This window comes from Deltaproteobacteria bacterium (genome assembly GCA_016219225.1).
Classification (GTDB): domain Bacteria; phylum Desulfobacterota; class RBG-13-43-22; order RBG-13-43-22; family RBG-13-43-22; genus RBG-13-43-22.
The window spans coordinates 1-23489 of sequence record JACRBX010000231.1; the positions used below are offsets into that span (position 1 = coordinate 1).

Annotated in this window: 27 protein-coding genes; 15 read left to right on the forward strand and 12 right to left on the reverse strand. The window is 49.9% G+C overall.

The window, feature by feature from the left end; all coding sequences use genetic code 11:
* Window positions 1-195 precede the first annotated feature (195 nt).
* Window positions 196-564, forward strand: a complete 369-nt coding sequence (locus HY879_19350; protein ID MBI5605492.1) for a hypothetical protein — start codon at window positions 196-198, stop codon at window positions 562-564.
* An 8-nt stretch (window positions 565-572) separates the two neighbouring features.
* On the opposite strand, the gene HY879_19355 is transcribed toward HY879_19350, so the two are convergent.
* The 6 genes from HY879_19355 to HY879_19380 all read right to left on the reverse strand — a co-directional run bounded on the left by HY879_19355 (window position 573) and on the right by HY879_19380 (window position 6319).
* On the reverse strand, window positions 573-1073 hold the full coding sequence (locus tag HY879_19355) for an N-acetyltransferase (GenBank protein MBI5605493.1): 501 nt from the start codon (window positions 1071-1073) through the stop codon (window positions 573-575).
* 13 nt (window positions 1074-1086) lie between these two features.
* On the reverse strand, window positions 1087-1272 hold the full coding sequence (locus HY879_19360) for a hypothetical protein (protein ID MBI5605494.1): 186 nt from the start codon (window positions 1270-1272) through the stop codon (window positions 1087-1089).
* Window positions 1272-2333 carry a ribosome small subunit-dependent GTPase A gene (gene rsgA, locus HY879_19365; protein ID MBI5605495.1) on the reverse strand — a complete coding sequence of 354 codons (1062 nt, stop codon included), beginning with the start codon at window positions 2331-2333 and terminating at the stop codon, window positions 1272-1274. The genes HY879_19360 and rsgA overlap by 1 nt, the downstream gene beginning before the upstream one ends.
* A gap of 144 nt (window positions 2334-2477) precedes the next feature.
* Window positions 2478-4121, reverse strand: coding sequence for a fatty acid--CoA ligase (locus HY879_19370; GenBank protein MBI5605496.1), 1644 nt, complete (start codon window positions 4119-4121; stop codon window positions 2478-2480).
* 11 nt (window positions 4122-4132) lie between these two features.
* Window positions 4133-5581, reverse strand: a complete 1449-nt coding sequence (locus HY879_19375; GenBank protein MBI5605497.1) for a 4-hydroxybutyryl-CoA dehydratase — start codon at window positions 5579-5581, stop codon at window positions 4133-4135.
* 81 nt (window positions 5582-5662) lie between these two features.
* On the reverse strand, window positions 5663-6319 hold the full coding sequence (locus tag HY879_19380; protein ID MBI5605498.1) for a hypothetical protein: 657 nt from the start codon (window positions 6317-6319) through the stop codon (window positions 5663-5665).
* A 236-nt stretch (window positions 6320-6555) separates the two neighbouring features.
* Between HY879_19380 and HY879_19385 the strand changes: the two genes are divergently transcribed.
* The 10 genes from HY879_19385 (at window position 6556) to HY879_19430 (ending at window position 14369) form a co-directional block, all read left to right on the forward strand.
* The gene (locus HY879_19385) at window positions 6556-7233 is read left to right on the forward strand and encodes a response regulator transcription factor (GenBank protein ID MBI5605499.1); all 678 of its coding nucleotides are present in this window, start codon (window positions 6556-6558) and stop codon (window positions 7231-7233) included.
* Window positions 7211-8629: a HAMP domain-containing protein gene (locus HY879_19390; GenBank protein MBI5605500.1), complete on the forward strand. Its 1419-nt coding sequence runs from the start codon at window positions 7211-7213 to the stop codon at window positions 8627-8629. The genes HY879_19385 and HY879_19390 overlap by 23 nt, the downstream gene beginning before the upstream one ends.
* A 260-nt stretch (window positions 8630-8889) precedes the next feature.
* Window positions 8890-10353 (forward strand): DegQ family serine endoprotease, encoded by a 1464-nt coding sequence (locus tag HY879_19395; GenBank protein ID MBI5605501.1) that lies wholly within the window; start codon window positions 8890-8892, stop codon window positions 10351-10353.
* 398 nt (window positions 10354-10751) lie between these two features.
* The gene (locus HY879_19400; GenBank protein MBI5605502.1) at window positions 10752-11060 is read left to right on the forward strand and encodes a nucleotidyltransferase family protein; all 309 of its coding nucleotides are present in this window, start codon (window positions 10752-10754) and stop codon (window positions 11058-11060) included.
* A gap of 50 nt (window positions 11061-11110) precedes the next feature.
* A complete protein-coding gene (locus HY879_19405; protein MBI5605503.1) occupies window positions 11111-11761 on the forward strand; it encodes a hypothetical protein in 651 nt (216 codons plus the stop codon).
* A 206-nt stretch (window positions 11762-11967) separates the two neighbouring features.
* The gene (locus tag HY879_19410; GenBank protein ID MBI5605504.1) at window positions 11968-12225 is read left to right on the forward strand and encodes a DUF4160 domain-containing protein; all 258 of its coding nucleotides are present in this window, start codon (window positions 11968-11970) and stop codon (window positions 12223-12225) included.
* Window positions 12222-12479, forward strand: a complete 258-nt coding sequence (locus HY879_19415) for a DUF2442 domain-containing protein (protein MBI5605505.1) — start codon at window positions 12222-12224, stop codon at window positions 12477-12479. The genes HY879_19410 and HY879_19415 overlap by 4 nt, the downstream gene beginning before the upstream one ends.
* Before the next feature lie 510 nt (window positions 12480-12989).
* Window positions 12990-13556 carry a flavodoxin family protein gene (locus HY879_19420; GenBank protein MBI5605506.1) on the forward strand — a complete coding sequence of 189 codons (567 nt, stop codon included), beginning with the start codon at window positions 12990-12992 and terminating at the stop codon, window positions 13554-13556.
* Between the two features lie 120 nt (window positions 13557-13676).
* A complete protein-coding gene (locus HY879_19425; protein MBI5605507.1) occupies window positions 13677-13934 on the forward strand; it encodes a hypothetical protein in 258 nt (85 codons plus the stop codon).
* A gap of 210 nt (window positions 13935-14144) precedes the next feature.
* The gene (locus HY879_19430; GenBank protein ID MBI5605508.1) at window positions 14145-14369 is read left to right on the forward strand and encodes a hypothetical protein; all 225 of its coding nucleotides are present in this window, start codon (window positions 14145-14147) and stop codon (window positions 14367-14369) included.
* Window positions 14370-14615: 246 nt separating this feature from the next.
* On the opposite strand, the gene HY879_19435 is transcribed toward HY879_19430, so the two are convergent.
* Window positions 14616-15476: a 3-keto-5-aminohexanoate cleavage protein gene (locus HY879_19435; protein ID MBI5605509.1), complete on the reverse strand. Its 861-nt coding sequence runs from the start codon at window positions 15474-15476 to the stop codon at window positions 14616-14618.
* A 173-nt stretch (window positions 15477-15649) separates the two neighbouring features.
* Between HY879_19435 and HY879_19440 the strand changes: the two genes are divergently transcribed.
* Window positions 15650-15766, forward strand: coding sequence for a toxin-antitoxin system HicB family antitoxin (locus HY879_19440; GenBank protein ID MBI5605510.1), 117 nt, complete (start codon window positions 15650-15652; stop codon window positions 15764-15766).
* A 154-nt stretch (window positions 15767-15920) separates the two neighbouring features.
* Here the strand turns inward: HY879_19440 and HY879_19445 are convergent, their stop codons facing one another.
* The 5 genes from HY879_19445 to HY879_19465 form a co-directional block, all read right to left on the reverse strand.
* Complete coding sequence (locus tag HY879_19445; GenBank protein MBI5605511.1) at window positions 15921-16532, reverse strand: hypothetical protein; 612 nt, start codon at window positions 16530-16532, stop codon at window positions 15921-15923.
* A gap of 92 nt (window positions 16533-16624) precedes the next feature.
* Window positions 16625-17509 (reverse strand): nucleotidyl transferase AbiEii/AbiGii toxin family protein, encoded by an 885-nt coding sequence (locus HY879_19450; GenBank protein MBI5605512.1) that lies wholly within the window; start codon window positions 17507-17509, stop codon window positions 16625-16627.
* 167 nt (window positions 17510-17676) lie between these two features.
* Window positions 17677-18138 (reverse strand): RidA family protein, encoded by a 462-nt coding sequence (locus HY879_19455; GenBank protein MBI5605513.1) that lies wholly within the window; start codon window positions 18136-18138, stop codon window positions 17677-17679.
* A gap of 72 nt (window positions 18139-18210) precedes the next feature.
* A complete protein-coding gene (locus HY879_19460; GenBank protein ID MBI5605514.1) occupies window positions 18211-19197 on the reverse strand; it encodes an Ldh family oxidoreductase in 987 nt (328 codons plus the stop codon).
* 256 nt (window positions 19198-19453) lie between these two features.
* Window positions 19454-20257: a sugar phosphate isomerase/epimerase gene (locus tag HY879_19465; protein MBI5605515.1), complete on the reverse strand. Its 804-nt coding sequence runs from the start codon at window positions 20255-20257 to the stop codon at window positions 19454-19456.
* A 400-nt stretch (window positions 20258-20657) separates the two neighbouring features.
* Between HY879_19465 and HY879_19470 the strand changes: the two genes are divergently transcribed.
* The 3 genes from HY879_19470 to HY879_19480 all read left to right on the forward strand — a co-directional run.
* Window positions 20658-21785 carry a choloylglycine hydrolase family protein gene (locus HY879_19470; protein ID MBI5605516.1) on the forward strand — a complete coding sequence of 376 codons (1128 nt, stop codon included), beginning with the start codon at window positions 20658-20660 and terminating at the stop codon, window positions 21783-21785.
* A gap of 392 nt (window positions 21786-22177) precedes the next feature.
* Window positions 22178-22483, forward strand: a complete 306-nt coding sequence (locus tag HY879_19475) for a hypothetical protein (GenBank protein MBI5605517.1) — start codon at window positions 22178-22180, stop codon at window positions 22481-22483.
* Between the two features lie 623 nt (window positions 22484-23106).
* On the forward strand, window positions 23107-23489 hold a 383-nt coding region (locus HY879_19480), incomplete at its 3' end, for a hypothetical protein (protein MBI5605518.1).

Genomic DNA, 23489 nt, shown 5'->3' on the forward strand with positions numbered 1-23489 from the left:
GTCTCCCCATTGATAAAATATTCCCATCCCGGGTCCGTATTATAACCATATGATTCCATAAATAAAATATTATTCTCCCCCCCCTTAACCGTCTATAGCCTGACCATTGTCAAAAAAGGAATTTCCTATACTATCCAGTTATGATATCCTTTCCATCAACAGCCCTCTTGTTTGACATTCAGCGTTTCTCCATCCATGACGGACCGGGGATTCGAACGGCTTTGTTTTTCAAAGGCTGCCCCCTGCGCTGTGCCTGGTGCCAGAATCCCGAATCGCATAAAACCGGCAGGGAGATCGCCTTTTACCAGGAACGGTGTCTGCGCTGTTTTACCTGTCAGGGAGTCTGTCCGGAAAAATCCATCCTGGATCCGGACCTATTTCCGCCGGGGAGGGATGCAGGTGCAGCTTAATGTGATCGATCCCGCCGTCCTGATCGCTGCCCGGGACGATCCCCGGGCCTACCCCTATCTCTTAGTCAGGGTCTCGGGTTATTCCGCCTACTTCAACGACCTTTCTCCGGCCATGAAGGATGAAATCATCCAGCGCACCTGCGCCCTGGGTTGAAGCGATAGTTAGCCATTTGCAAAAAACCCTTTATGAAATACCATAATGCCTTGTGGAACCTTTTCGGTAAACGGCAAGGCAAGAAAAACCTCTTGCGGAATTCCCTCAAGAATCAGTTCTGGGAAATTATGAAAACCGAATCGCTTATAGTAGTTTGGATCTCCCACAAGTGCGCAACCTTGGCCACCCAATTCTTTCAGCAAAGACAACCCTTCCTTGACCAGTGTTTTTCCAATGCCTTGCCTCTGGTATTCCGGCAATACAGAAATTGGCCCGAGGCCATACCAATCCTTTTCGCCGTTAGAAATTGTTACAGGTGAAAAAGCTATATGGCCGACAACTCGCCCATCAATTTCGGCCACAAGCGAGATGGTCAGCACCCCTGCAGCACGTAATGCATTTATTATGTACTGCTCAGTATGATTACTGATTGGGAGGGTCAGGAAGGCAGCTATTGTGACATTGGTGATCCCATCAATGTCTGCATTTGTTTCTTTTCTAACAATCATTTCAATCTCCGGATCATTTTTTTTTGAATTTGTACTGCTCGGCCAATTTAGCCTTTTCTTCTGGGGATAGAGAAGTGAAGTAGCTCTTCCAACCGGGGCAGAAGTTGATATGCCAGCGCCAGAGTCGCCCCAGAAACGATCTGGGGTTGTTATCATACTTGGCCCGAAAGCCACAGTGTGCACAGTTTTGCTCAGCCATCATCTTTTCATATTCTTCTTTGCTGTCTTAATGAAGCGTCCGAATGCCCTGTCCTTTTTACGTTTGTCCAAGTACGACATCTCATAGTGCTCTGACTCTTTCCTGAGTTTCAAATAACTGGAATAGCGCTCTTCACTCAACTCGCCGTTTGTAATTGCATTAAGAACTGCGCAGTCTGATTCCTGAGTATGGCTGCAATCGGCATAGCGACAAGCCATGGAAAGCTCAATAATATCTTCAAACCCTTTGTTTACTCCTTCACTGGCGCCCAGAAGGCCTAATTCTCTCATTCCAGGCGTATCAATGAACATAATGCCTTTATCAAGAACAATCAGTTGCCGACGCGCTGTTGTGTGTGTGCCTTCTCCTGTCCCACTGACAGCTTTAGTATCAAGATCATCCCGTCCAATCAGATGATTGATCAGTGTAGTCTTGCCGACTCCGGATGATCCAAGCAGGCAATAGGTTCGACCCGGTATTAATACCTGGTGAAATTCGTCAAACCCGGAGCCCGTTATGGTACTGAGTGCAATAACCCTGGTCGTGATGCCAGCCTGTCTAATAGCCGCAAGCTTCTGTTGCAGCTCATCGTGGGAGATCAAGTCCGTTTTGGCGAGAATGACAATCGGTTCAACCTGTCCGTCGGCTGCCATTACTAAATACCGATTCAGTCTGGGCAGATTAAAGTCAAAGTGACAGGACTGGACAATGAAAGCGATATCAATGTTGGCTGCAATCATCTGGTAGTCCACTTCTATGCCAGCACGCTTTCGGCGTAAAAACGTCCTTCGTGGAAAGACCCCATGGATGATTGCTGAGGTGTCATCATTGTGATACTGCACGGTGACCCAATCGCCGACGCATGGCAGCTCGACCGATGACTCAACACGGAAATAGAACTTTCCCGCAAGTTCAGCAGGAATCTCTCTGAGTTCATTCCTGATAATGTAGGAATTGCGATCAACTGCTGACACGCGTGCAATGCCTTGATCCTCGTGGCGGATGTCATCGACATGTGCCTCAAACCATTGGTCAAAACCTAGATCTCTCAATTTCATCATAACTTGATGGTATAGGAATTTCCTTTTTGGACGCAGATTACTCTGAATTCGGATTGCGGATTTAAACCCATTCCAAAATCCAAAAAGAATAGTTATCTGCGGGTATCGGCGAAAATCAGCGTCCTAATTTATCACCGAACATAGTTAGCTGTATTGTTTCCGGATCACCTTTTTGTCCAATTTCCCCACACTGGTTTTGGGAATGGTATCGACGAAGACATAGCGGTCGGGGAGGCCGTATTTCGGTAATTTCCCTTCGTCGGCAAATTTTTTCATAAACTGTTTCAATTCCTCTTCGCTGACCTTGCCCTGGTATTCCGGTTTCAGGGTGACCACCATCAGGGGCCTTTCACTCCACTTGGGGTCCGGAATACCCACGGCCGCCGATTCCAGGACGGCCTCATGCTGGCTCAAGGCATTTTCCAGATCCAGGGAGGAGATCCATTCGCCGCCGCTTTTTATCACGTCCTTGATGCGGTCGGTAATCTGCAGATAACCGTTTGGATCGATGCAGCCCATATCGCCGCTGTGCAGCCAGCCGCTACGCCAGAGGTCTTTGGTCTTCTCCGGCTCTTTAAAATAGCTTTGGGTCAGCCAGGGGGATCGCATGACCACCTCCCCCTTGGAAGCCCCGTCATGGGGTAAGATGCGCTCCGAGTCATCCACCACCTCCACTTCGGCCAGAGGGATGGGCTTGCCGGTTTTTATGGTGATATCCAGTAACTGATCCTCCGGCCAATCCAGCATGCTTTCTTTGGGGATGGCCGCGGTCATCACCGGGCCGGTTTCCGACATGCCATACCCGGCCTGAATGGTAATTCCCCGGTCTTGGGCGGCCTTGGCGAGTCCCTTGGGCAGGGGGGCGCCTCCGACCACCAGCTTCCAGCGGGACAGATCCACCTGGTCGGCGGCCGGACAAGTCAGAAGCATTCGCAAGATAGTCGGCACGCAGTGCGAAAAGGTAACCTTTTCCTTTTCGATCAGGCGCAGAATCTTTTCCGGTTCATACTGGCCAGGATAGACCTGCTTGGCGCCCAGAAGGGTCGACACATAGGGATAACCCCAGGCATGGACATGAAACATGGGGGTCAGGGGCATATAGACGTCATCGGATCTGAACCACCCGACCGGTTGAAAGCTCCCGATCATCACCGAAACCGAGAAGGTGTGGAGCACCAATTGACGGTGGGTGAAATAAACCCCTTTGGGATTGCCGGTGGTTCCGGTGGTATAAAAAGTGGTGGCTTTGGTGTTTTCATCAAGATCCGGGAAGAGATAGGGAAAAGAGCCCGATCGGAGGACTTCCTCGAATTCGGCGGTAAGGGCCATTTTGGTTTCCGGGACGGGGCAGTCCTCAACGATCACCACTACCGCTTCGACCCGTTTCAGGTCCTTCCGGATATTTTCCAGGATCGGTAAAAAGCCGGCATTGATAATAATCATTTTGGCTTCGGCGTGGTTGATGGTATAGATGATCTGCTCGGCTGATAACCGCCAGTTCACCGTCTGCAACACCGCTCCCATCATCGGTATGGCAAAAAAGCATTCCAGATAGCGGTGACTGTCATAGTCCATTACCGCCACCGTATCTCCGGCTTTGATGCCCAGCCGCTCGAGACCGCCGGCCAGCCGGTGGATTCGCTCATTCAAGGTGGTATAGTTGTAGCGGCTCTTGTCGGCATAGACAATTTCCCGTTCCGGCGAATAAATCAAGGGGGTATTGAGCAATTTTTTGATAATCAATGGGTACTGATAATTTTCTCCGGGTTGATAGACCTTTTCTGCCATATAAACTCCTTTCATCCTATTCCCAACAAATTTTTAACCCGTCCGATCTTGCCTTCCAGATCGGCCTGGCGGCTGATCATGATCCTTTGGGCGGCCGGGGGCCCGGCTCCGTGCATGGACTCGATCAGATAGCCCACCGCCCCGGCCCCGGCCACCAGATTTTCTATCAGACGGAGCACCTTCATACGATCTATGACCTGGGTCTCCGGAGAGGCGGCCAGATATTTCCTGATATAGGGACCGGTGATGGGGTCCTCAAAATCATCGGCCGACGGCATGGTTCCCAGAAGCCCGCCGGCGATGTCGGTCGCCAGCCTGGCCAGCTCATAGGGAAAACGGGTGACATTGAGTTTGCAGACGTTGGCCAAAAGTAAATTCACCTGAAAATTGCCGGCCGGGGTCTTGGCTCCGGTGGCGGAACAGGCTATCCCGCAGGAATAGATCGTTTCATTCAAGTGGATCATCTCAACGATTTTATCTTTGATCGGACCGGCCTCGGCCACGCCGTTCATGCGGGCCATCAAGGCCGCGGCCCCGATAAGGACATCGCCCACCCCGACCTTGCAGCCGCCGTAGCTTTGCCGGTGATAAGAGGCGAAGCGCTCCACCAGGACCCCGGAAAAATCCGTTTCCCTGTTCAGGAAAAGCCGCTCCTTCGGTACAAAAACATCTTCAAAGACGGTCATCACCTCCTGGCCGCCGAAGGTGATGTTGCCCACATCGGTAAGGAATTTTTCCAGCTTCCGGGTGTCACTGGTCTGGCGGCCGTAGATGTGACGGATACCCTTGGCATTGGTCGGTACGGCACAGCAGACGGCCCAGTCTTCCTCGCCGGCCCTGAGCGTCAGGGTCGGCATGACCAGTATCTCGTGGGAATTGAGCATGCCGGTTTGATGCAATTTTGCCCCGCTGATCACCACCCCATCCGGTGTGCGTTCCTTGACCCGCAGGTACAGATCCGGATCCCTTTGGTCCTTAGGGCGTTTCCCCCGATCCCCTTTGGGATCGGTCATGGCCCCGTCGACCAGCAGGTCCTGCTGCTGAATCCATTTCCAGTAGTCCTTAAACCGCTGGTGATAATCCGTCCCATGCTTCCGGTCGCATTCAAAGGTAGTGCTGTAGATGGCATTGGCTGCATCGAGCCCCACGCAGCGCTGAAAGCAACAACCGGTTCGAAGGCCGCAATAACGCTGCATTTTAACCTTGTTGACCAGATCTTCGGTGCTCTGATGGAGGTGGGTGAAGCGGTTCACGGTATCGTTACATAAGGCGGACTCGACGCAGAACAACGCCTGGGTTTCCGGGTCATGGGCGCAATCATAAGTGAAGGCCACGGCCCGCCTGGAGGGTTCCACCAGGCCGTGATCGGACAGATTTCCGGTTTTTCGGCCCAGGATATGGGCCTCCAGCCCAAGGGTCTCCAGCGAATCAAGGTATTCCTTGCCTGTTTTCAGGGCCATCGTTTCCTGCTCCTTGCTATAAATTAACTTATTGTTTTTATGATATTTTTTATGTTTGCAGAGTTAAAATAAACTATTGGATTATCCTTTTTCTGTCAAGTATTTTTTTCCCCTTTCACTCCAGAAGGCCAAAGTGATGAAAACCAGGTAGCTCACCAGAACAATCAAGGCCCTGAGGGGCATATTGGTCCGAATGAATGCAGGTTCCGGGGTAAAAAGCATCTGGTAATAACTGAAGAGGATGAGTCCGATTAACAGGAAGGCCCTTAGAGACCAATGGGAGGCCCGATAAAGATAAAAAGCGCCCCCCAGAACCATAAAAACCTCGATTATGAAAGAGGCCCTCGGGAAAACCCAAAGGCCCAGCCCCACCTTGTATTGATTGAAAAAGAGCGGCAGGTCCGGGGTATGGACCATGAGGTCCAATAACCAGTGGGAAATAACGCCCAAGGCCAGGATGAAGCCCCAGCTTCTATTCTTCCACTTCCAAAAGATGAAAAAGACGCCCGCGGCCCAGAGGATATTGGTAAACAAGGAATGGGAATAGGGAAGATATTCGATATTTGTTCTCAGAAAGGGGTTGGCATGGGGTTGATATTGTATCCCTTCTATGCCCAGGATCACCAGGACAAAGGCCAGAATATCGACGAACTGCACGGAAGCAAAGAGGAGCCATAGAGGAACATCCGGGGCTTTTTTCTTAAGGACCAGACCGACACCATAATGACCGATAAACATGTCGCCTCCTTTTTACCTGACAACACAGAGAATTTTAGTAACACTTTAGTTGTTTGAAAAGAGAGTTTTTTTCACCGCAAAGGCGCGAAGAACGCAGAGAGAAACATCTTTGTTCAATCCCGTGAGAGGCGGGATTGAACAAAACATCCCTGGTCTCCAAATCTTATTGAAATTTCTAAATAAAATTATTATCATTGTCAATGGAAAAAAACCTTATTGAACATTGGGGGTTGAATATGCGTATCTTGGTGGTTGAGGATGATGTCAAAATCGCATCTTTCATCATAAAGGGATTGAAAGCCGCCGGCTATGCCGTGGATCATGCCCTGGATGGAGAAAGCGGTCTGGATATGGCCCTGACTGAACCTTACGATACGGCCATCATTGACATTATGCTCCCCAAACGGGATGGGTTATCCCTCATTGAAACGATGCGGAAAGAGAAAGTACGGACACCGGTCATCATCCTGAGCGCCAGGGGTTCTATTGACGACCGGGTCAAGGGCCTGCAGATCGGAAGTGATGACTATCTCACCAAACCTTTCGCCTTCTCCGAACTTCTGGCCAGGGTGCAGGCCCTGATCCGCCGGGCCAGCGGAGCTTCCGAACCCACCCGTCTGACCGTCGGCGATTTGTCGATCAATCTACTGACCCGGGAGGTCAGCCGGGGGGGAAAAAAGATCGACCTCCAACCGATTGAGTTTTCCCTGCTGGAATATCTGATGCGCAGTGCCGGCCGGGTGGTTTCCAAAACCATGATTATGGAACATGTCTGGAACTACAACTTCGATCCCCGGACCAATGTGGTCGAAGCCCGGATCTGCCGGCTGCGGGATAAGATCGACCGGGATTCTGAACGGAAACTGATCCATACCCTCCGGGGAGTGGGCTATGTCCTTAAAGAAACCGATTAATCTTGGCCAAACTCTGGCCTTCCGCCTGACCCTCTGGTATGCCGGGATCTTTACCCTCTCTTCTTGTGTGGCCTTTCTCTTGTTCTATATGCTCATCACTTCCTTTATGCAGGGACAGACCGACCGGGAGCTTTCAGGACAGGTCAACCGCTTCTCTACACTGCTTTCCGCAGAGGGGGTGGAGGCCGTTAAACGGGTGGCCTTCGTGGAGGCCCAGGCCGCCGGCGAGAAAAAGGTTTTCTTTCGCTTCCTTTCCCTGAACGGGCAGGTCTTTTCCTCATCCAACATGGCCTACTGGAAAAATATCTATATTACCGAAGGGGCTATACGGGAAATGCTGCAAGCCCGAACCCCCGTCTTTGAAACCATGACTATCCCCGATCACCCGGAAAAGGTCCGTATCCTCTATGCCATGATCAGTCCCAGCATCATCTTGCAGGTCGGTCAGGCCATGGAGAGTTATTCCCGCTTTCTGGCCGCCTTTAAAGGGATCTTTATCATCACCATGACCTTCCTCATCCTGGTGGCCGCCGGTCTGGGCTGGTTCATGGCCCGGCAGGCCGTCTCCGGGGTGGAAGCGGTGACCCGCACGGCCCGAAAGATCTCCGAAGGCACCCTGGAAGAACGGGTCCCGGTGAAAGGCCGGGGGGATGAAATCGATCAACTGGCCCTGACCTTCAATCAGATGCTCGACCGCATCCAGATCCTGCTGACCGAGATCAAAGAAATGAACGATCATATCACCCATGATTTGAGAAGCCCCCTGACCCGTATTCGCGGACACGCCGAAGTCACCCTGACCACGGCCAGATCCTTGAACGAATATGAAGCCATGGCCGCCGGCACCATCGAGGAATGCGACCGTCTTCTGGATATGACCAATACCATGCTGCTCATTTCCAAGACCGAATCGGGTATGGGCACCTTTTCAGTAGAAGCGATCGATCTGACCGCTCTGGTGCGGGAAGCCTGCGAATTGTTCAGGCCCACGGCGGAAGATAAAGGGGTGCGGTTGGACTGTGAGATGCCGGAAGAAAGCCGTTTGCAGGGCGATACCCGGATGATCCAGCGGCTGCTTTCCAATCTTCTGGATAATGCCATTAAATATACCCTGCCCGGGGGCCTGGTCACCGTTTCCCTTAAAGAACGGGAGGAAGACCTGGAAATCATGGTCCAGGACACCGGGATCGGTATTTCCCAGGAAGAACTTCCCCGCATCTTTGAGCGGTTCTATCGCTGTGACCAGAGCCGGTCCCAGGAAGGCATCGGATTGGGCCTGAGCCTGGCCAGGGCCATTGCCAGGGCCCACGGCGGAGACATCCAGATCACCAGCCTCTTGAACCAGGGCAGCACCTTCACCGTCACCCTGCCCAAGTCCCGTCATCTTCGAGCCTGAAGACTATTTAAAACTCGTCATTCCCTCGTAGGCGGGAATCCAGAATATTCGCACTGATTAAAACACTGGATTCCCGTTTCCACGGGAATGACGGGAATGGGCTCTTTTTTGACTTTTTATGACCCGTCAAACCTGATAACCCCCCAACATTACCAACTTGTAATCTTCCGGTCAGCTTCCGGTCAGCTTCCGGGTTTATCATTCAACCATAATAAACCAGGATGCCGTCGAACATCCACCACCAATTAGGGAGGAAAAATATGGAACCGAAAAAAAGATTCAAGCAAATTTTCATCGCCCTGGTCATGATCGGGGCCTTAACCGGTACCGGCTTGGGGGTCTCCCTGGCCGTTAAACATTCCAATGCAGCCGTTTCTGCCGGGGCGACTTTGACCCAGCCCCCCATGGTCCCGGCAAACTTCAGTGACCTGGCCGAAAAGGTCCGTCCAGGGGTAGTCAACCTCCAGGTAGTCAAGAAAATAAAAAACGTCGGGATGGGATTTCATGACTTTCACGGATTCCCTTTTGGAGACAAGGATCCCTTTGGAGATTTCTTCGGACCCCCTTCACCGGGGAATCCTCCTAAAGGTTTTGCGCAGCGGGGTGTCGGGTCCGGTTTTGTCATAAGCCCGGACGGCTATATCCTGACCAACAACCATGTGATTGAAGAAGCCGATCAGATCAAGGTAAAGCTCAGCAACGGACAGGAGTATAAGGGAAAGGTTATCGGGCGGGACCCCAAGACCGACCTGGCCCTCATCAAAATTGAAGGGGCCACAGGTCTTCACTCCCTCAAACTGGGGAACTCGGAAGAGATGAAGGTCGGGAACTGGGTGGTTGCTGTGGGGAGTCCTTTCGGTTTGGAACAGACCGTCACCGCCGGTATCGTCAGTGCCAAGGGCCGGGTGATCGGCTCCGGGCCTTATGACAATTTTATTCAGACGGACGCCTCCATCAACCCCGGCAACAGCGGCGGCCCCCTGATCAACCTGAAGGGGGAAGTGGTGGGTATCAACACAGCCATTATGGCCCAAGGCCAGGGGATCGGTTTTGCCATTCCGATCAATATGGCCAAAGAGATCGCCGGTCAACTTAAAGACAAGGGCCGGGTAACCCGGGGCTGGCTGGGTGTGTCCATCCAGGAAGTGACCCCGGAACTGGCCAAGTCGTTCGGTCTTAAGGAAAACAAGGGTGCCCTGATTGCCCAGGTTGGACCAGACAGCCCGGCAGAAAAGGCCGGCCTCCAGCAGGGAGATGTTATCCTGGAATTTGACAGCCAGCCGGTGGCCGATTCCAAAGAACTGCCCAGGATCGTGGCCGGGACCCCGGTGGGCAAAACAGTTACGGTGAAGCTTGCACGGGAGGGGAAAACCATGGACCGTTCCTTGAAGGTGGGAGAGTTGCAGGAAAAGGCCGAAAGGGCCATGAGCCCTTCTTCCCATAAATCCCTGGGCCTGGCTGTCCAGGACCTTACTCCGGAAATCGCCCAGGGGCTCGGTTTGAAGAAGGCTGGCGGGGTGGTGGTGGCCCAGGTGGAACCCGGCAGCCCGGCCGCTGAGGCTGGCCTGCGGCAAGGCGATGTCATCCAGGAGGTCAATCGGAAACCGGTCAGGAATGCCGATGATTTTGTTCAAAAGATCGAAAAGGTCAAGGGCCAGGATACCGTCCTGCTCTTCATTCTGAGGGGAGAGCAAAAACTGTTTGCCGCTGTAACGTTGAAGTAGGGTGAACCTTAAGGATTTGGTATCAGGTTAGCCTTTTAATAATTTTTGACACGGATTTCATGGATTCAACAGATTCTTTATTTTCCCCCTGCGGCAGGCCCGCAGGGGGAAAACATCCCACCCGCCCGAACCCTCCTCGAATACTTGCCTCATAAATCCTTCGATCTTCCCCAACTCTTTTGGAGATGAACCAAAAATAATTTGTCAAGATAATATTTATCTTTTATAATAAGTTATGAGGAACCTGAGGAAGTTTTTGGTTGACCACTGGCCGTCAATCCAGAGGTCAATGGTTTTTGGTTACATCCCCAGAATCCTTTGAGTTGAGGAATTATAAAGAGACTTTAGAATAACTGTTAGCCTTTTACCTCCGCGGCCGAAGGATTACGAATACAACTATGATCAAAACAAAGCAGGACCTTATGGTCGCGATCGATCAGAACCGTTCTCACCTGAGAGCACTGGGAGTAAAAAGAATTGGACTTTTCGGTTCTTTTGTTCGCGGAGAGCAACGCCCTGACAGTGATATAGACCTGCTGGTCGAATTCGACCCAGGACAAAAGACTTTTGATACCTTCATGGAACTGGCCTTCTTTCTGGAGGAGCTTTTACAACATAGAATTGAACTTGTCACTTTGGAATCGCTCAGTCCCTATATTGGCCCTCACATCCTCAAGGAGGTCGAGTATGCCGCTCTCGCCGCTTGAGTATCTTCGGCACAGTGAACTTGAAAGTTAGGCCAAGGTTAGGAGGACACATGTCGAATCTTACCTGGTTCTTCCGCAGCCCTCGATCCGCGCCGTGTCCAGGTGAAACATTGAGTCCTCTTTACCTTCTCAGGCGGGACATTGACACGTGCTTCGGCAGTGATCCCAACACCGGAGTACTTTTGCAGCCCATAGACAAGTTGAGCGGTGCTCCCATCAACTGTCAGGCACTCTGGCCCGGAACTATGGCCATTCTGGCCGGTATAGACCTTCTTGGTAAGTTCCTCGTGGGCACGGATCAGACGCGCGGCCCAGGCAGTGTCACCGTCGGTGTTCGGTACAAAGATTTCTGCAAGCGTTATCTCGGTCTCTCCGAGCCCGATGCCAACCTCGTATACCAACTGCGGAACTCGATGCTGCACTCCTTCGGACTCTACGCAGAAGAGATAGATAGCCAAGGCAAGGTGAAGGCGACGTACAACTTTATTCTCAGTCTCGGCTCAGACGCTGTGGTTCAGCATCTCAAAGATGACTACTACCAAGTCGACATGCAGCGCCTCCGTGAGTTGTTCGATCAAGCTGTTGCCCAATACGAGGTAGACCTGAAGGATGCCAAGGATATCAATGACAAGTTTAATGTAATGTTGCCGAAGGTAAAACCTATTTCCTATAGGGTAAAGGTTGGATTCCCCTTCCCATGAGGAGAGGTTTTAAAGTATCATACTTGACATCGAGGTATACGTTCTATCGAATGGATTTTTGAAGAGATTTTTTTGGAAGGATTACGAAGAAAGGGTTCTGCCGCACAGCGGCTTACTTGAACCATTGGCTGCACAGTGGATCGCCGAAAAAGCTGACCCCCACTGAGCCATATGTTATTAGCCAAAAATAATACATGAAATAGACCATGCCCACAATACTTGCTATACTTGGCTGGAGATTGTTCTCCTACGCAAACGAGGGAAATGAGCCAATTCATGTTCATTGCCGAAAGGGCGAAATTGAGTGCAAATATTGGTTGGACCGGGAAACATTCGATATTGAGGAAGCCCTTTCATACAATATGTCTGAGAAAGATAAAAGACAGATAAGAAAAATAATATATGATCATTTTGAGTATATTGAGTTACAATGGGATGATTTTCAGAGGAGGCGACAGCAATGAATAAATATCATGATATTGGAGAAATTAAATTCCATGGAGACTTTCTTGAGGCTACCATTGATGGAGCGACAAGGAGATTTCAACTAAAAAATATATCTCCATTACTGGAAATGGCATCTGAAATAGAAAGGAAAACCTTCGAAGTCTCACCTTCTGGATATGGAATACACTGGCCACTATTGGATGAAGACATTTCCATTGATGGGTTGTTGGGAATTGTCCACGCTCCGATGAGAAAAAGAAAAACCGCATAACAGCCGGCTCAACCTGAGCGCGAGAAGCTCTGCGGCTCTAGGCGATAAAGGTCATTGGCGCGCCAGGTTAGCCGGAGCGTAGTAAGGAAGGAGAAGATATGATCAGGAAGTACATGCAGATAGCCTTGGATCACGCCAAAGATGAAATTCTCCCAGATGACGGGACGTATTATGGAGAGATTCTCGAGTGCCTGGTGTTTACTCAAATGCTCCTACACTGGAGCAGTGCAGAAACCAATTGGAGGAGATTCTTGAGGAGTGGGTTTTGATTCGCGTTTATAAAAACCTCCCTATTCCCCGAATTGAAAACATCGAAATAGAGATCAAAAAACAGGCAGCCGCCTGATGCCTTCCTTCGGTCTGGTCAAAAGGGATGTTCTCATCAAGGGCCTCCACAAAGATATTGGCAAGGAGTTTTTATTAAGAATTTTACGGCAATCTGAAATCTCCAAAGAAGAGTGGGAGAAGCTTTAGCCCGACTGTAAATAAATCTGAAAGGACGGAAAAAACATGAAAGTTTTGGCTTTTAATGGCAGCCCCAGGAAAGAAGGCAATACCACCATCCTCATTAACCATGTCTTTCGTGAACTTGAAAAAGAAGGGCTGGAAACGGAATTGGTCCAGTTGTCCGGGAAGAAAATTCATGGCTGTATCGCCTGTTATAAGTGTTTTGAAAATAAGGACCGGCGTTGTTCGGTCAAAGACGACTTTGCCAATGAATGCATCGAAAAAATGATTATGGCCGATGGGATAATCCTGGGTTCGCCTGTTTATTTTGCCGACGTTACGGCTGAGATGAAAGCCCTTATTGATCGGGCTGGTTTTGTTTCTCTGGCCAATGGAGGCCTGTATAAAAATAAGGTGGGGGCTTCTGTAGTAGCCTTACGTCGTACCGGGGGTATACACACTCTCGATTCCATGAATCACTTTTATCTTGCCGGGCAAATGATCATTGTGGGGAGAGGTATCGGGATCGGCAGGAATATAGGGGAAGTGGAAAAAGACGAAGAAGGGATTCAGATGGTTAAAACCCTTGGACAACGAATGGCCTGGTTGCTTAAGAAGGTGTCCGGATAAAATGGATCTGGCATCCTCAATTTTTGCCTTACGGTTTCGCGCCCGTCCTTGTACCGGGAAGAGGGTTTCAAGGTTGAGCTGCGGGGCGAATCAATCGGCAGAATGGTGGAGACGATGCGCATGTTCCTGGCGATTCACGAGGCCAATCTCCCTATTTCCATCGCCAACCCAGAGGGCGTTCGCAAACGGCTTCTGGCTCAGGACAACATCGGAATCATCCCATCTTACGACCCCCTGCACAGGGCTAACCAGCATTTCGGAAAGGATGAAGATGTTTTCGATGTCATGTACTACGATGATCTGGGCCGGTTCAAGCGTCGGATAGCCCCTTTCGTTACGTGGGAACCGTTACCCCTCCTGAAACCAAGAGACGTCTGACCAAGGGAAGAGTCCTATTCCCCTTTCCCATGATCGAAAAATATTTCCGTAAGTCAAATTCATAATTCTCAAGGATACCTTGACATTTGCTTCAGGACACGCTAAAAAGAAATCCGCTTATCGTTATTTTTACCAGCGGCTGTTTAAGTAATAATAAGTTATTGTTTGGATTTAAGGAAATAATTTCTCTATTCGAATTAAGGAAAAGGTATGACAAAATTTAATCTTGATTTGGCCAAAGAAGTATTGAACGAAATGAAAACTGAAGCGGAAAAAGGTGACCTTGGCGATGTGTCTGCGGAATATATAAAAGGCATGGAATTCGCCGTTGAAGAAATGAGTAATGAAGAGAATGATTTTATTAAGGGTGTAATCGACTTCATCAGAGAGTATGATGAAAAAAAGCGCCTTCTTCTAAAGCCTGTAATTATCTAATTTAAATTAGTTTTTTAAGTTCCGGCGGGTTGGAGGTCTTGGCCGATTCGCCTTTGTCAGTAAAGGGCTGAGAACTTTTCAGCCCTTTTTTGACAAAATTCTCGCATGGCTTTGATTTGGGCCGGGCAGAAAAGGTCTTTCTGAACTTGTTTGTCCGTGGAAACGCGAGGTTATATTTATTTGATTTTACTTGAATTATAACCATTGATGATCCCCCCTGGTTAAAAATTATCGGGCAAGATCTTCTTAATTTACGGTAATGCCGAATATCTTCCTGGCCTCATCCGGCGTTGCCGGCTGGCAGCCGAGAGACTCGATAATCCGCACGGCATTTTCAACCAACTCGAAGTTACCCTTGGCCAACTCCCCGTTAGGCATCCGGATATTATCTTCCAGACCGACCCGCACATGGCCGCCGCAAAGGACGGACTGGGTAATGGCCGGCCATTCTTCAATCCCCACGCCGCAGGTGGAAAAATTAGCCCCCGGGGGTAGGGCCCCGACCATGGCCACAAAGGATCCGGGCCGGAAGGCCGCTCCGCCGCAGACGCCCCAGACGAAATTGAAATTGACCGGATCGGTGAAAATTCCGCCCGGGGAGAGGAAATAATAGTTATCGATACCGGCCGAAGAATAGACCTCCAGTTCCGGTTTGGTTCCGATGGACTGCATCATCTTGGCCAGATTGGAGATGGTAAAAAAGGTATTATCAAAGGTATAGTCCACGATGACCTCGCCGGTCTTCCGGTTTACGGCTGCAAAGTTCATGGTTCCCATATTAAGCGAGGCCATCTCCGGCCGTACCTGTTCGATCTGAGCGATCCTCTGTTCCGGTGTGGCCCCCATGCCCAGGGCCGAGGTCATGTTGACGATCAGCTCCGGGGTCCTCTCCTTGATGGCCTCATGACTTTCCCTGATGCGCTCGATACGGGTCGAGTTGGTCCCGTCGTCCTCGACGGCGTGGACATGGACCATGGCCGCCCCGGCCTTATAGGCCAGATGGGCGGCCTCGGCCAATTCTTTCGGGGTATAAGGTGTATTGGGGTTCTGATTTTTTCGGGTCGCCGATCCGACCAGCGCGCAGGTGATGATGACTTTCCTTCCCATGGTTTTTACCTCCATCATTAAAATAAAAATATTATGGCGAGGTTTCTTTTAAAGAATCAATATGACTGATTAGTCAGTCATATAGATTCTTTAAAATATTAGTAAAGGTGAAAAAAGTCAATAGAAAATTTAAATTTTTGCTATCAAATAGAGACAATATCTTTACCGGAAAGATGATGCTCCGCGTTTCTCCTGAGATACATGCCAAAGCTCTCGCCATGGCAAAAATCTCAGGCAAAAGCCTTAATCAATGGGCTGAAGGGGTTTTACGTAAAGCCGCTCATGTTTAAATAGAGCAAAATGGCGTTGACAGCTTCTTTTTCATGGCCTGCTTTGCTTCTTCTTGCACTCCACCAGATGAAGTGAGTTAAAGAATCCATTGAACTCTGCCTCGAAGTGGAGCAACCCGCAGCCACCGGGTTCATTGGGTTCAGCGAATGGCGGTCAAGGCGTGAGTAACTTTCCACTTTGTAAATCCAGTTTTTCTATCCTTCGGACAACACTCGGCGGGAAAAAGGAGGACAGAGATCGAAGTCGGTCGGGATCCAGATCATCCAGCTCCAATTCCCCTCCCAGTGGTAGTCTGTGGCGCAGGTAGATGGTGTCAAGCAAGGCCTTTTCTGCGGTGGCCATCAGAATCCCATCCAGGTTAAGGATCTGATCGGGCATATAGAGGCCTTCCTGAATACGGCTGTATTCGATGGTAAACTCATGGTAGATAATCCTGTTTCGCCGGCCGACGGCAGAGGACAAGGTTACGGCCGTGCAGACGGTGGGCACTTGCAGTATAATCCCATGGTAATTGAGGGCCCACTCCCCGGAGATATATGACGGCTGGCGGGCAAAGCAGGCCACTCGCTCCACCGAAGGGGGCTGGGGGCTGAACAAGACATTCCAGTAGATCCGGTTGGCAATTTTTTGAACATATCTCCTTCGGGCGGCCCGAAAAAGAAAAACGTTTTCATCGGAAACGAACTTAGCAACGTCCGCTACGGTAAACAGAGGCACCGGAAGACGGCGCAGCACATCGGTCATCGAAAGAGATCGGGCAGACATCAAGGACCTTTTCTGGTTTTAATTTGAAAATACAGTTTCAAGTCTCAAGTCTCAAGTTGCAAATATAAAAACTTTACACCTTCAATTCATTTTCATGCTTGGCGGTGACCCCTGGGTCTTGAGTGGTTAGTTCGAAGGCAGAGCCGGAAGGCTTCCTGCACGGCGGAAAGAAGATCCCGAAAATTTTCACGGGCCAGGACTTCCAGGGTCTGCGCCTCGATAAATCGAGAAAGGTCCTGGTGTATTTCGCCGGCTAGGGCTTTTCGATCCCCGGTGCTGAGTTTATCCAGTCCGGCGTAAAAAGCGGCAGGAGTTTTTTCCGTGAAGGGGACGGCATACATGGAAAGCTTACGGTCCAGCCCCCCGGGGTCCGGCCGAACTCCCAGTGTTTTGGTCAGGAACCAGACATCAAAAAAGTCCCGCCCCTTGGTGTAAGGGCGTTCCATGAGCGCCCGCATTTTATCGGTCAGGATTTCTTCGGCCGTTTCCACATTAATGATAACCGCCGCACCCGCTGACCCGAAACCGGCTTCACGCAGGAAATAGGCCACAGCCGGGGCGGATTGCATGATAATTTTATCAGTGTTTGGCCTCATGACCCCGGCCAATTGTTCGAATTCCACTTTGACGCTGACCTTCTGTCGCTTTTCGGAGGGGGCAAAATCGAAAAAAGCCCGGTAGGCGCCGTCTCGACTTTTTTTAGGTTTCAGGGAAAAGTCTCCAGGACCGAAATTAGCCACCATATACCGTCGGACCTGCTCGGCGGCCGAATCGACCATTACGGCGGCCTTCTCTGAGGACCAGGGCGAAACCAGATCCAGATCCTCGGAAAATCGTAAGCCTCCATAGAACCAGCGAATGGCTGTACCCCCCTGGAAAAAAACTTCCCGGCTTTCTTTGAGTGAGAACAGACACTGCAAAACGATTAACTGGGCGATCTCGGCCTGCCGAATTCTGAATTGGTCAAAGGTTTTCATCTTAATTGCATTATACTACATTTTAGAAGTAATTTGCAATTAAAATTATTAGGAGTGGACATGTATGGGGGAGATGAAAAATCTTTCCTTGTTCAATCGAAAGACGGACAAGGCGGAAGGCTGTCCCTTGGCCGATCCGCCGGGACAAACCTTCCGATCGGACCCTGTCACTTTTCTTTGGCAGCGAGGCATTCAACCTGAACACGTGCTCCCAAGATCAGCCCGCTGCCAACCAGAGCGCTCCGGGCCGGGTATTTGTCCGTAAAGAAGGATTTGTAAATCTCGTTGAATGCTGTCCATTCCGACATATCGGCCAGGACCACCGTGCACTTCACCAGATCCTGCATGGAGTAGCCGTGAGCCTCGACTAATGTTTTAATATTTTTCATGGCCTGCTTTGCTTCTTCTTTCACTCCACCAGGCACCAATGTAAAGGTGCCAGGCAGGTTTCCGATTTGTGCCGAAAGGAAGAGCGTATTCCCGTGTCGAACCGCTTCGGAGATCGGAAGATTTTTAGGCAGGATTTTCCCGGAACCATAGAATTCGATTGAGGAGGTTTGATCCGCTCCTGACGGCTGGACTGCAAACAGACTCATAAAGATCGCGATTGCCCACAAATAATTATTCATTTTTCCCTTCCTGTTGTAAATGATCCCTTGCCCAGGAATTGGGCAGCACCCCTGTTTGATAAAACCTGATATTCAGCCGGCCGCTTTTCTCAATTCCTCCAGGAGATTGTCCTCAACCTCGATCCTTCCGGAGGCCCGGATCTCGGCCGCCTGGCGGTTGCCTCTTTCTCCGGGCACGAAGATTTCTTCGATGCCTGGAAGCTTTTTCGTGGCTTTGATTTTTTCGATCAGCGCGGTCACATTACGAATAAATTCATCCCGGTCTCCGAAGAGATTGGGATCAATGGCCAGCACGAGATGTCCCCAATTCTTGGCGGGGTCGCCGACTCCGGCACAGGCTGCGCAGACCAGCGGCCCGGCCAGAATTTCTATAATCAGAGACAGTCCGGCCCCTTTATAACCCCGGTCAAAGGATCGTATCGCCCCTTTGATCGCCTGAGCCGGATCGGTGGTGGGCCGGCCTGATGGATCATAGGCCACATCACCGGGAATGGGTTTGCCTGCCGTCTGGGCCTCAACGAGCCCGTAAAAGGCCATGGCGGCGGTGGACATGTCCAGAATAATCGGGTCGGGCTTTGCGGGAATCCCGATGGCCAGAGGATTCGTTCCAAAAATCGGCTGAAAGGAACCGGCCGTGGCCACTCGCGGCGGGGAGCTGGCAAAGACCATCCCAACCAGACCCTGCCTGGCAATTTCTGCGGCCACGTATCCGATGGCGCCGGAAGAGGTGGAGGTGTTGAAGGTCCCGGCGATCCCTACCCCGCAAGCCTTAACCTTTTCCAGGACCACGTCCAGAGCCTTCTTGACCACGACCATGGCCTGGTTCTGGTTTCCGTTTATTTTGGCCGACAGGGCGGTTTCCTTTTCAATCACTACCTCCCCGGCCTTCGGATCTTTGGGGATGCCTTTGCCGATGAGCTTAACCACGCCCTGATTGTTGCCCCTCAACTGGGCATACAGCAGCATCTCCCGTATGGTGGTCGTCTCACTGTCGTTATACCCGTACTTTTTAATGGCTTTTGTGGTAAGCGCTTCAAGTTCATTCAGTTCAACCTTCATCTATTTCTCCTTTTGACAATTAGAATGTTCCGCGGTTCAATTAATGGGCGATCCCTGCTTTTTTAACCTTAAAAAGACAAGACTTTTCTTTTGAGGCATTGGAGAAGATGGCGCCCAAGGCGATCGTGGCCAAGGCGGCGGAGATGGTGGGAGGCTGCAAAGGGGCGATCGACATCACCGCGATGTTAGCCAGTTTTAAACGTTTTGCGTTCTAACAATATAACTTTAAGTCATAGATGAAATGCCCCCCCCGTGTTCATGGCTGGGTGTGATCCCAGATAGTCCTTACCTTCTTTAATGACATAGCCAGGTAGTCCCGATCGGGCGAGAAAACCTCAATGGTCATCGTACGATCGTAGCCGGAGCCTTTAATTGCTCTTAATCCTGCAGACACCTCCACCCGTCCCGCGCCCAGGGGCAGATGTTCATCTTCCTGGCCGTTATTGTCCCCTATGTGCACATGCCCGATCCGTCCCTGAGCCATTTTGACAAAGGCCGCGGCCTGGCCTTTAGGAGAACGGATATTGGCATGGGCCAGGTCGAGGGTCATCATCAATCCGGGATTCTGGCGGAGAACTTCTTTGAATTCTTCAGGGCGAACCATATGGCCCGCTCGCGGAAACATATTCTCAAGACAGATCGTTATGCCAAGCCCGGTGGCCTTTTCGAGAATTTTACCCAGGGACTCTGCTGCGTATTTCCTGCCGATATCAGGTGTCAAAGGCATCAGGCCGGTCAGATATCCCGGATGGAGGACTGCTTTTTCTGCTCCGATTTCCGCTGCTAAATCCAAAGCCTTAAATACCTCGGTCACGGAAGCCTCACGGATTGAGGGATAGATATCGGCAAGAAAAATGAAGGTCGGGAGATGGACTACAGGCAGTCCAAGGCCTTCACTGGTTAAGACAGACCTGATTTCAGCCACCCTGCCTTGAAGCTCCTCGGGCAAAGCGTTAGGCGGGTCCAGGCAGAGTTCAAGGTAATCGAAACCCAGGGCCGCAATGGCCTTGATTTCGTCTGGTAAGGGTCGAAGCGGGTTATTAGTGGCTCCATAAATCATAGGATTTTCCTCTTCATTCTTTGCATGGTGCCGTCGCCTTTTCTTTCTCTATTGTCGTAACCGGTCACCCGGCGGCCATTAAGAATATAAACCAGAGAGTACCGATAAACGTGGTTTTATCCTTTAACCAAGGACAATTTAATTAAATTTCTGTCCTTTTGTAAAGGATAAAATGGAAGAATTTACGGGCAATCTGTCGGCCTGCTCTTAAAGTTCCTTTTAGAATTTTAGCCTGGCAAGCAGAGAGGAAGGCAAACTCCTTTATGGCTGATTCTCCATTGTTTAAGAATGGTTCGAAGTCACCCCTTTCTTTTTTTCTCTTGACCGCTTTTTCATTTTATTTTAAATTCTTACCATCAAAAAAGGAAAGCTCGAAATTCCATCCGATCGGAGGCAGGAAATGAGAAAAAAAGAGATAGAAACACGTCTTGGAGTAGCGGTGGTTACTTTGATTTGCTGTTTGTGTATTTTTGCAGCCTCTCTGAAGGAGTCATCGGCGTGCACGGGAATCCGTCTCATGCCGAAAGACGGATCCATGATTTACGCCCGCACCCTTGAATTTTCGCCCACCATGTTTTTCAGTAATATCATTATCGTCCCCCGGGGTATCGAGTTTACAGGCGAAACGCCCACCGCAGTTCACGGTCATAAGTGGAAGGCCAAATACGGAATCGTGGGAATGGATTCATTGGGCTTACCCTTGTTGACGGATGGCTTAAACGAGGCTGGCCTGGGTGCGGGGGCCTTCTTCCATCCGGGATTCGCCGGCTATGAAAAGTTTGAAGAGTCAAAGGCGTCGCGCTCGATCGCCCCTCATGATTTTATTACCTGGATTCTGTCCCGGTTCGCCACGGTCGAGGAGGTGAAGGCCTCTCTCGATCAAGTCATGGTCGTTCCCGTCAAGGCGGGGCCATGGGGCTTTGTTGCACCGCTTCATTATATCGTCCATGATAAATCGGGGAAATGTCTGGTCATCGAATACCTGGGGGGAAAGCGCATCATCTACGACAACCCGATTGGAATTCTCACCAACTCGCCCACCTTTGATTGGCATCTTCAGAACCTTCGGAACTTCGTTAATTTGAACCCGGTTGAAATCCAGCCGCGGGACGTCATGGGCCTGAACCTGTCTCCCTTGGGAGGAGGCTCCGGGATGCACGGACTGCCGGGGGATTTTACTCCTCCCTCACGATTTGTAAGGGCCACATTTCTTACCGCCCAATCGCCTCAGGCTAAAACGGCCTTTGAAGGGATAAGGCAGGCTTTCCGCATCCTCAACCAGTTTGACATCCCGAAGGGCGCCCATCGAACCGTTGTGGATGAGACCAAGGCCATGTACGGTGAAACGGTGTGGACTTCGGCGGCCGATTTGACCAACGGCCGTTACTTTTTCCATACAATTAACAATCGCCGGTTACGAATGGTTGACCTGAAAAAAGTGAATCTCGATGCGCCGGCGATCGTCACCGTCCCCTTGAAGGGGGACCAGGAAGATGTGCTTGACCTGACCCCGGCATCGGCCAAGTAATAACAGAGCACCAATTGGAAAATTTTGTGATCGTTTCTATCCGCATCTAAAGAGGGCAGATCCTGGTGTTAAAGAAATTTGAGGAGTGCTTCCTGTAAGCGTGAAAGTTCCGATGTGAAAAAAATAGAAGATATCAAACGGTAATCAATAAAAAGGCGTTTAAAATTTATTGACTTTTTTGTAATTATTGATTATGAAAATTAGGAAAAATAACAACGTTTTCTTGACAGCAACCTTTAACCAGGGAGTGTCGATGGAAGAATAATGACCCCGTTTCTTAAAGTGAGGAGCGGGGTTTTTGTTTTTCAACAACGTGTGGTGGAGGTAGCGATGTCCAACCCAACACATATTTTAAGGAAGAAAAAAATGACTATTGAGAAAGGAGAGATGAAATGAAGAGTCCTTTAAAATGCTCACTTCTAATAATTTTAATCGGTTCGCTTATGTCAGTAACTGCCTTCGCACAGGATAAAATTAAAACACAAGACATTAATAAAGAGCCACAGTATATCGAGAACTCAGTACTTTCTGATTGCACAGCCATAAACACAGTTAGCGATTTAATGCCAAATAAAATATTGGCCAAAGCAAAGGGACAAGAATGCCCTACTGGCAGCGGGAAGTATTGTTCAGTGCATACACCGGTATGCTGTATGATTAAAGGGGAATGGAAATGCAAGAAGACGCTTGCAGATTGAAAAGAGTAATGGAACTGTCCCGGTCGGGGCAGAAAAAGAGAATAGAGATGTAAAATAGCGGGGACAACAGACTCGAAAATAAAAAGGGAGAGATCCTTTAGTAATCGATTTGGGATTGATCGCCATATAAGAGCGGGTGCTGATGGCTGGTGGAAAGTACTTTACTATATTGCTGTATTTAGTTTTGCGCTTCCTTGCTTGGCTCAGTCTCCTGACAAAGCCGCAAGACCGGCGGGAGACTGGTGCTATATGCATCCCCAGGAAGGTCCGTGGTGCCATGCAGGGCACTTACATCATATAAGGGTTTGGGGGAATGAGATCGAAATCTGGGCCAACAACAGACTTGTGTTTAGCGGTAAGGTAAGAGGGGACCAATTGCTCGGGTACTACAGACCGAGAGTGTTCTTAGACATTGTTCCGATCAAACTCTTCCAATGCAGGGCAAGGTTGCCCGAAATGGCAACCAGATTGAGCTATCGTACACTGATATTGATGAGGTTTTTAATGACTGCAGGATAACGAAAACGCGCACGCAACAAGATGTACTGGTGAGAAAGCAATAAGAAGCCTTGCCTAACGGAAATTTTGGACCGAGAGACCCAATTTACACCGAGGAGGATGAAATGAAAGAACGTTCAAGATTTGTGCTTCTTGGAATATTATTTCTTTGTCTTATGTTTATAGGTATGTTCGATCGGGAATCGAATGCTGCATGGGCTGGTGATTGGCGCCAAATGGGGCTTTCTCAATTCCCGGCGCGTCTTAATGCGATCACCTTCCCAAGTGGACACCGACTTGATTCAAATAATAGTTTTAAGTGGGGTGCATGGGACGTTAGCTTTGGTGGTAAAAATCCTATTGCAACAGGAAATAACTATCAAAACACCCTTGGATCGATTAATATCGATCTTACCTGCGCAAACGCAATCATTGGCACTCGAACATGCAAAATGCTCCTCTGGTTGCCAAAAATGCGAACCAACACACCTTGTTTTATCGATGTTGA